This window comes from Halomonas sp. AOP7-E1-9 (assembly GCF_052376035.1).
Lineage (GTDB): Bacteria > Pseudomonadota > Gammaproteobacteria > Pseudomonadales > Halomonadaceae > Vreelandella > Vreelandella citrativorans.
Window position 1 is genome coordinate 50,129 of record NZ_JBQSVC010000023.1, and the last position, 8,232, is coordinate 58,360.

The following is an 8,232-nucleotide window of genomic DNA, read 5'->3' on the forward strand; positions in this document are numbered from 1 at the left end:
ATTTTAATTATTATTTTTAATAATTCATTGAGTTGGCTTGATGTGTGCTTGGTTTGGGATAGTGATTCAGGATGTTTTTTGCAGGTTTCAAGGAGATGAATTTTATGAATAAGCACGCGGATGTAAAAGCGAAGCGCCCACGTCTACTTTCTTTGTGCATGATCGCAACTGCTGCCAGTGTCCTCTTGCTTGCTGGCTGTGGTGACAATGAAGAAGAATTGCCGCCTGCCCAACAGCCTGAAACCATGGAGCAAAGTGCAGCACCTGACGTTGAGCAGGATGCCACCATGACCCAAGAGCCTTCCTCAACGGATCAAGCCGCAGATCCCGCTGATCCAGCAGGCACGGGTTCAGCAGATAACGATGAAGCAATTGTCCCGCAAGAGTCAATACAGCCTGAAGATGAGGCGCGTACCCAGGATGTTGAAGAAGAGCCCGGTTTTGGTGAAGGTACAGATCCCATGCCAGGAGCCGCCGATGAAGAAAATGATGATGAGTTAACTAACGGCTAATACCTACGTACTGTTCCCTACGATGATAAGCCGCTTCAGCTGTTCGTTCCCTGCGGCTGCTCCACACGGTTTATCATCTTTACCCTCGCGCCTGCGAGGGTTTTTTTTGCGCTGAAGTATGATGCTACTGGGGGTCGCTAGCCGTGTACCCGCGCTACCGCAGCCAGACGCTTGCATCGTAGAAGCGCCTGGCTATGTCGATAAAACACGCATCAAGGCACTGTTGTTGGCCTTTTCATACAGAGTCCTGTTGGTCTAGTCCGATTGAACTGGTCCTGTTGATCTACTCTTCGCTATCTTCAAGACGGCGATAGAGTGTGCGTCGAGCGATACCCAAAAGCTCCGCTGTTCGGCGTTTGTTGCCTCCTGTCGCTTCGAGCACTTTTCGAATATAGCGCTTTTCCACTTCCTCCAGGCTAGGCCATCGAGTAGGCGAGGGCGTCGGTAACTGTGTACCTGGCAGTACTTCTCCGCTTAATGTCGGCGTGATCTCGGCACTAGCTTCCGGATGAGAATTCTCGCGCAAGCGTTCGGGTAAATCCTGGTGCTGCAAAAGACCCTCTTCACTGAGCGTTACCGCTCGCATAATGGCGTTTTCCAATTCGCGGACGTTACCGGGGTAGGTGTAATTCAGCAGGCTGTTGAGTGCCTCGGGCTCAATTTGCTCAATCTGCTTGTTTTGCGCTTCCGCATGTTTATCAATCAACGCAAAAATCAGATGTTCAATATCGCTGCCCCGTTCACGCAGGGGAGGAATGCGCAGTGAAAAGGTTTCCAGACGATAAAACAAGTCGCTACGAAAGCTCTCCTGCTCAATCTCTTTATCCAGGTTGCGGTGGGTCGCCGCGATGATGCGCACATCCACAGCTTCTTCTCGCTCGCCGCCGACCGGGCGCACGGTTTTTTCCTGAAGCGCCCGGAGCAGCTTGGCCTGGAGGTTGATCGGCATTTCGCCTATCTCATCCAAAAACAGGCTGCCACCTTGAGCGGTATGAAAAAGCCCTTTGCGAGCTTCATTGGCCCCGGTAAAGGCGCCTTTCACATGGCCGAAAAACTCACTTTCCATCAGCTCAGCAGGTATGCTGGCGCAGTTGACGGGGATAAAAGGGGCCTCATGGCGAGGGCTTTCCTGATGAATGGCGCGCGCCAAAAGCTCCTTGCCGGTACCGCTTTCTCCCAAAATAAGAATGGGGGCATTACTTTTAGCCAATCGCGATGCGTCATGAAACAGCGACTGCATAACATTACTTTTGCCCACAATGCCGTGAAAGTGGCTGAGCTCTGTATCGTGTGAAAGCGATAGACGCTGGCGCTCCAACACCCGAAAGACCGCCTCACGGATAGCATCAAGGTCAAGTGGCTTGGTCAGGAAGTCGTTGGCGCCAAGCTTGAGCGCTTCAACGGCCTGATCGATAGTGCCAAAAGCGGTAATAACGATGATCCCCAATTCGCTGCCACTTTGACGAATTTGCTGCAGCAACTGAATGCCCGTCATTCCTGGCAGGCGTACATCGGTAATCATCATGGCCACAGGGGTATGGCTTAGTAGGGCAATGGCCTCTTCAGCGCTGGGCACGCCAAGCGTTTGATAGCCCGCATCGTTCAACTCTTCTTCTAAAAGCTCTCGGATAGCGGGGTCATCTTCCACTACCAGCAAAGGTAAAGGATGTTCCTGATGGGTCACAAATGTTGTCCTCAAGCGGATGCGGTTTCACTAAGTGGAAGTGTGATTTCAAATCCAGCGCCACCAAGAGCGCTGTCAAACACACCAATCGTACCGCCGTGGTCATTAATAATACGGTGCACCATGGAGAGCCCCAAGCCACTGCCTTGACCCACCGGTTTGGTAGTGAAAAATGGGTCAAAAACGTGCTGATGGTTGCTAGCAGGGATGCCTGGGCCATCGTCTTCTACATAGAGCGTTAATTCATGTTCATGCGTACGTACGCGTACGCGGATATGGCTTACGTTAGGTGCTTGCGCTGCATTACGCAGTAGATTGGTAAGCACCTGAACGATTTGCTGTTCGTTTGCCAGTAAATGAGGCGTGGGCGAGGGAAGATGGATATCCAACCGGATATTTCGCGGTTCAAGCTCCTCTTCTACTAAATCGCTGGCATTTTGAATTAACCGATCTAGCGCCAGCTCGCCTTTTTCGACATTATGCTGTCGGCCTAATTCCATTAATTGACGAACTATTTCGACAATTCGCTCAACTTCGCCGCGAATGCGTACAAGTTTGGCCCGTTCCTCATCGCCAATGACGTTTCGGCGAGCTAGCCGCTGGGCCTGGCCGTTAATAACCGTAAGGGGGGCGCCAATTTCGTGGGCGACGCCGGCTGCAAGAACACCCAGTTCTGCCAGTTTTTTGGATTTACGCAGGCGCTTTTCGAGCTCAATTTCACGCTGTTGACGCTCTTCAATATCGTGATCTTTTTCAGCCATGGCGTCGAGCATGCCATTTAAACCTGAGGCAAGCCGACTATACTCAGCCGGGCCGTCTATCGTCGCACGCTGGCTACGATCACCGTCTTCCACCAGCAGCATAACGTGCAATAAACGATTAAGCGGACGTTCAATATAGCGCCTAAACCCCCACCAAATGCTAAAGACGATGCCAGCTGCGCCAATGACAAACACCAGAACCGCCACAATACTTATAAACCCGGTGTAATTTTCGATGCCGGTATTTAAGCGGTTAACCTGAAGTGCACCATGAACGGTGCCATCCTGGGTGCGTAGTGGGATGATGGCCGAGTAATAGGTCCAGCCATCATACTGGCGATAATTACTGTAAAGGTCATCCTGCTCAATTACCTGGCGGATCTCTTCGGGAGAGAAAAGGTCTTTGCCTAAGCCCAGCCCGTAAACTTCGCGCCCCTGAAGGTCAAAGACGTAAGCGCCATAAATTCGATGGAACGAAAACGCCGATTGCAGTGCTTCTTCTAGCGGTGTTGGGCTGTCTCGGGAAACCGCACCACTCAGTGAGGTGCTAAGCGCCCGAGTAATGATCTCGACTTCCGTTTGCAGTTTGGAGCGAACATTGTCTTCCAGCGATTTTATGGCCACTAAGCTGAAGACCACCAATACAACAAACAGCGGTACGATGACGGTGATGATAATTAAATTACGAAGTCGCATGCTGCTTCCATGGTGGCATTAAGCGTTTCATCAGTGAAAAGCATTATCAGTAGAAACGGCGGTTGATGAATAGAGTTATGAACATGGGGCCATCAAAGAATCGCCGGATTAAGGGGATTCTGCAGGCAGTAGCCGATAAAGGCTGCCTTGGCGCTCATCGGTTAGCAAGTAAATGGCGCCGCACATCACGAATACGGCCAATATGACCATCAAGAATACGCTCACTTTCAGTAACTTCATCGCCATTCAGCGTGAGGCGTAGCAGCTGTTCACTGCTTAAACCACCTGCGAGCAGGTTGCCCTCCCAGGCGTTAAACGTGCTTCCTCTGACTTCGGCTAAGCCGGATGGTGCAAAACGTCCTTTAAAGTCATAATTCGGGTCTTCCATGCCAGGTAGCGACTGTTCGCCTATGGGTTGCTGGGTAGCGTAATCGTTGCCGAGCGTTACGTCAGGCCAGCCGTAGTTAGCACCTGCCTTGATGTGATTCAGCTCATCTCCCGTGAGCGGGCCATGTTCCGATACCCACGGCTCACCGTTTTTCAATACGGTCATACCTTGAATATTACGATTACCCAGCGAGTAGATCTCATCTCGGGTGTTGGCATCATTCACAAACGGGTTGTCTTCCGGTACACCGCCTGTTTCGGTCAAACGCAGCGTAGAGCCTGCGTGGTCATCGCGCGCCTGCGCTCTGGAAGGCTCCGAACCCCGGTCGCCAACGCTCATAAGCAGCGTACCATCGTCTAGCCAGGCCAAGCGTGAGCCGTAATGGCGGCCGGGAGCCGAGGCGCGATCCTGCTCAAACAGATGCTCTACATCGCCTAATTGGTCATCTTGCCAGTAAACACGCGAAAGCGCTGTACGACTGTTGTTAGCGTCAGGTTTACTCCAGGTAACGTAAATCCAGTCGTGTTCGCCGCTGCCGTCTGCAAAATCCGGGTGCAGTACCACGTCAAGCAGGCCACCCTGGCCATGATGATTGACCGTTGGCATGCCCTCCAGCGCCTGGTATTCACCGCTGCGCGAATCCACCAGATTTAGTTGCCCGTTGCGCTCGCTTACCAGGAGGCGGCCATCCGGAAGAAATGCCACCGCCCAAGGGTGTTCAAACCCCGAGGCTACCCGCTCAATGGCGACGGCTAGATGCTCAGTTTCGATAGATTTATGGACAACCTCAGCGTGCGCCGTACCCACTGCACTCGTTAGCAGCAGTCCGCCCAAAACGGTTGATAGCCATGACGTAACCGGCTTGGCGTTTTGTTCCACGTGCATAGCGCATTCTCCTGTAGTGATGAGCCCAAGGGGAACCTCAGCGGGGCGAACCTTGTGATAAGGCCATCATCAGTCTAGCAGGGACTTTTCCTATTGGGCTCATTCCCCACCTAGAGAAGGCATTAGGAGTGCTAACAGTATCGGTAGGTAGATCAGTGCTAACAGGGTCGAGCAAAATACCAGGCTGGCCACATAGGCTGGCTCACGCCGGGCACGCTGGGCAAATAAATAGTTAAACACCGCCACGGGCATACACATTTGTAAAACGAGAATGCCTTGCGCCAGCGGCGGAAGCCCTACCCAGCCTGCGATGAACCAGGCCGCCACCGTCGCCAGCGGTATGCGCACCAGGCTAAACCCTAACCCGGAACGCAGGCTTTTTACCTGAATGCTCGCCAAGGAAACACCCAAGGTGATCAGCATCAACGGTACGGTAAAGCCCGACATAAGGCCCACGGTGTTGCCAAGCCAAGGCGGTAGTGAGGTATCGGTTAGCAGCAGCACCATGGAAATTAAAATGGCATATACCGTTGGGGTCTTAACGAGCGTTTTAAGCGGATTGCCCTGGCTGTTGAGAACAGACCCCAGGGTGAATTGGAACAGCGAGACCGTTACCATCACCGTGATGCCATAAGCAAAACCAGCGCTACCAAATGCATAAAGAACCACCGGTAGCCCCATGTTGCCGGTATTGGGGTACATCATGGGAGACAGCAGAACGCGCCAGTCACGGCCCAGCAGCTTGGCAACAGCAAAGGTCGCTAGCCCCATGGTGATGATCACCAGCGCAGTCGCCAGCATGGTGCGACCAAAGGTGTCGGCATCTATGTCGGCACCCGCAAGCGAGGCCAACACCAGCGCGGGCGTGCCGATGTTGAAAACCAGTCGAGTAACAAAATCGACAGGATAAGGGTGTCCTAGCCGAATCCACAAAAAACCTAACCCCGCACCGGCAAGTACGGGGGCCATAACAGCAAACAGTTCGGCAAGCATTAACGGTCCTTGGCAATCGTGGGTTGCCTATTGTCGTTAATGAGCCTGCTAATAGGCAAGGCGAATACGCAAAATTCGTTAAGCGTTTACGGCTGTGCGCTGCCACTGCACGGGAACGTGCTGGCGTAAAAAATCAAGCAACGCGTTGGTTCGCCGAGGTTGGTGGCCGTAAGCGTAAAGTAAATTAATGGGCAGCGGCGTAGGCTCCCAGCCCACCAGGCAAGGGACCAGCTCGCCAGGGTGATGTTCTTCACGCCGTTTAACTAACCAGTGGGGCAGTAGACCTATCCCTTGATGACCCGCAATGGCGTCGATATGCAGCGCGGTCAAATCGACGCGCAGGCGCGAGCGTGGCGGGTCGAAAAGATAATCACCGTACCTGGCGTGATGGAGCGTTAGTCCGTTGGATGCCGTGTTGAGCAAGTCGATCCAGGCGTACTGGGGTAACTCATCAGGATGGGTTGGTGACCCGTTTTCGGCCAGATAGCGTGGGCTGGCATATAACCCGCGGGTTAAATGGCCCAGACACTCTTGGTTAAGCCCGCACTCATTGGTAAAGCCCAGCCATACATGCACGCTATTGCTATGCATTTTGGTGGGCGGTGTTTCGCGGGTTCGAAGCTCTAGCTCTACTTTTGGGTAACTGTTTAAAAAGGCATTGACCACAGGGGCCATCCAGCTTCGCGCCAAGGCCCCATGGATTTCCAGCGTGACTTTGCCACTAATTTCTTCGCGCAGCTCGGCCAAGGCTTCCTGGCTGTGGCTTGCCATCGAGAGCAATTCAGTACAGTACGTATGAAAGAGCAGGCCAGCCTCGGTAGGAATTAAACGATTGGCCTGGCGGCGTAGTAGTGGCTGATTAAGCCGTGCTTCCAACTGGCTGATACGACGACTCAGTGTTGATTTTGCTAACCCCAGCTTTTGCGCACTGCGTGTCACGCTGCCGGTCGCCATTACATCCGCGAAAGCAGCCAGTTCGTCAAAGTCATACATGGTCGCGCCACAGGTCAATTAAGAAGCGTCTATTGTGCCACTTTTGGGGTGGAATGAAAATAATTGGCATTTAGGTTGCGTATTACCGAACACCCCGTGCCGTCCCATGGTGGAACTTTGTAGGTAACATGATAATGCTAATAGTTACCATTCAGATTAATTATTTTAGACAATGGAAATAACATGCCTAACTCATTTCGTCTAACGCTACTTGCAACTACGGTTGCCTCGCTGGCAACAAGCACCGCGCTGGCCCAGCAGTCTGAGACATTAAACAATATGGTGGTGACCGCTTCGGGCTTCGAACAGCAGGTAAAGGACGCTCCCGCTTCCATTAGCGTATTATCTCGCGAGCAGTTGGAGCGAGGCCATTACCAAAATATTACGGACGCGCTGCGCGATGTACCGGGGGTAACGGTAACCGGAGGCGGAGGGGGTGATAACGGGCACGACATTTCCATTCGCGGTATGCCTGCCCAGTACACGCTGGTTTTGGTAGATGGTCGTCCGCAGAATTCTCGAGAATCGCGTCCGAACGGTAGCGCTGGTTTCGAACAGGATTGGCTACCGCCCCTACAAGCTATTGAGCGTATTGAAATCGTGCGTGGGCCCATGTCGACTCTATATGGATCAGACGCTATTGGTGGGGTAATCAACGTGATCACTCGCAAGGTCGCCCAGCAATGGCATGGCAACCTTCAGGTCGATACCGTGCTGCAGGAAAGCAGCTCTTCAGGCGATAGCCGTCAAGGTAACTTCTACCTAAGTGGGCCGCTGGTGGGCGATACGCTAGGGCTTCAACTCTATGGTCAAGCCTCCCAGCGTGATGAAGACAACATCATCAATGGCTATGAGGATAAAAGCCTGCAGAGTTTGACCGCGCGTTTAAGTTTGGCGGCCAGCGACAACCACGACGTTACCGCCGAGGCGGGTATTACTGAGCAAGAGCGCCAAGCGTTGATGGGGCGTTCTGCGCCTTCTGAAGGTTGCCGTGGCGGCTGCTCTGACAGCCTCAACAAATTTACCAATCGGCATATGGCGGTGACCCATAGCGGTCGTTTTGATTGGGGTACCAGCGAAACGTTCGTTCAGCGCGAAAATAGCCGCAACGACTCGCGAGATATCGAAATTACCAACACGACAGCCAAGACCAGTGCCGTCATTCCGCTTGGTACGCACATGGTGACGGTGGGGGCCAGTTACGAGGAGGAGAAGCTGGAGGATGGCACTACCAACCAGATTTCCGACCTTACTACGCTTGATCAACGTCAGTGGGCTGTGTTTGTTGAAGACGAGTGGATGTTGACCGATAGCTGGTCG

General features: G+C 53.0%; 7 protein-coding genes. 2 read left to right on the forward strand and 5 right to left on the reverse strand.

Annotation, left to right across the window (positions count from 1 at the left end; genetic code table 11):
• The first annotated feature begins 104 nt into the window (after positions 1–104).
• Positions 105–512, forward strand: coding sequence for a hypothetical protein (locus ACT3R4_RS12945; RefSeq protein ID WP_172117531.1), 408 nt, complete (start codon positions 105–107; stop codon positions 510–512).
• Positions 513–795: 283 nt separating this feature from the next.
• On the opposite strand, the gene ACT3R4_RS12950 is transcribed toward ACT3R4_RS12945, so the two are convergent.
• From ACT3R4_RS12950 to ACT3R4_RS12970, 5 genes are all read right to left on the reverse strand, one after another.
• Positions 796–2,196 (reverse strand): sigma-54-dependent transcriptional regulator, encoded by a 1,401-nt coding sequence (locus tag ACT3R4_RS12950; RefSeq protein WP_441679242.1) that lies wholly within the window; start codon positions 2,194–2,196, stop codon positions 796–798.
• 11 nt (positions 2,197–2,207) lie between these two features.
• Positions 2,208–3,653 carry a sensor histidine kinase gene (locus tag ACT3R4_RS12955; RefSeq protein WP_193057014.1) on the reverse strand — a complete coding sequence of 482 codons (1,446 nt, stop codon included), beginning with the start codon at positions 3,651–3,653 and terminating at the stop codon, positions 2,208–2,210.
• A gap of 154 nt (positions 3,654–3,807) precedes the next feature.
• A complete protein-coding gene (locus ACT3R4_RS12960) occupies positions 3,808–4,926 on the reverse strand; it encodes a PQQ-dependent sugar dehydrogenase (protein ID WP_441679241.1) in 1,119 nt (372 codons plus the stop codon).
• 99 nt (positions 4,927–5,025) lie between these two features.
• On the reverse strand, positions 5,026–5,919 hold the full coding sequence (locus ACT3R4_RS12965) for an AEC family transporter (protein ID WP_441679240.1): 894 nt from the start codon (positions 5,917–5,919) through the stop codon (positions 5,026–5,028).
• Positions 5,920–5,997: 78 nt separating this feature from the next.
• Positions 5,998–6,912: a LysR family transcriptional regulator gene (locus ACT3R4_RS12970; RefSeq protein WP_193057016.1), complete on the reverse strand. Its 915-nt coding sequence runs from the start codon at positions 6,910–6,912 to the stop codon at positions 5,998–6,000.
• A 183-nt stretch (positions 6,913–7,095) separates the two neighbouring features.
• Between ACT3R4_RS12970 and ACT3R4_RS12975 the strand changes: the two genes are divergently transcribed.
• Positions 7,096–8,232, forward strand: a 1,137-nt coding sequence (locus ACT3R4_RS12975) for a TonB-dependent receptor plug domain-containing protein (RefSeq protein ID WP_496201867.1), incomplete at its 3' end; no start/stop codon positions are given.

Coding starts and splice junctions, on each gene's coding strand:
- ACT3R4_RS12945 (WP_172117531.1), top strand. CDS start 105: ATGAATAAGCACGCGGATGTAAAAGCGAAGCGCCCACGTCTACTTTCT.
- ACT3R4_RS12955 (WP_193057014.1), bottom strand. CDS start 3,653: ATGCGACTTCGTAATTTAATTATCATCACCGTCATCGTACCGCTGTTT.
- ACT3R4_RS12960 (WP_441679241.1), bottom strand. CDS start 4,926: ATGCACGTGGAACAAAACGCCAAGCCGGTTACGTCATGGCTATCAACC.
- ACT3R4_RS12965 (WP_441679240.1), bottom strand. CDS start 5,919: ATGCTTGCCGAACTGTTTGCTGTTATGGCCCCCGTACTTGCCGGTGCG.
- ACT3R4_RS12970 (WP_193057016.1), bottom strand. CDS start 6,912: ATGTATGACTTTGACGAACTGGCTGCTTTCGCGGATGTAATGGCGACC.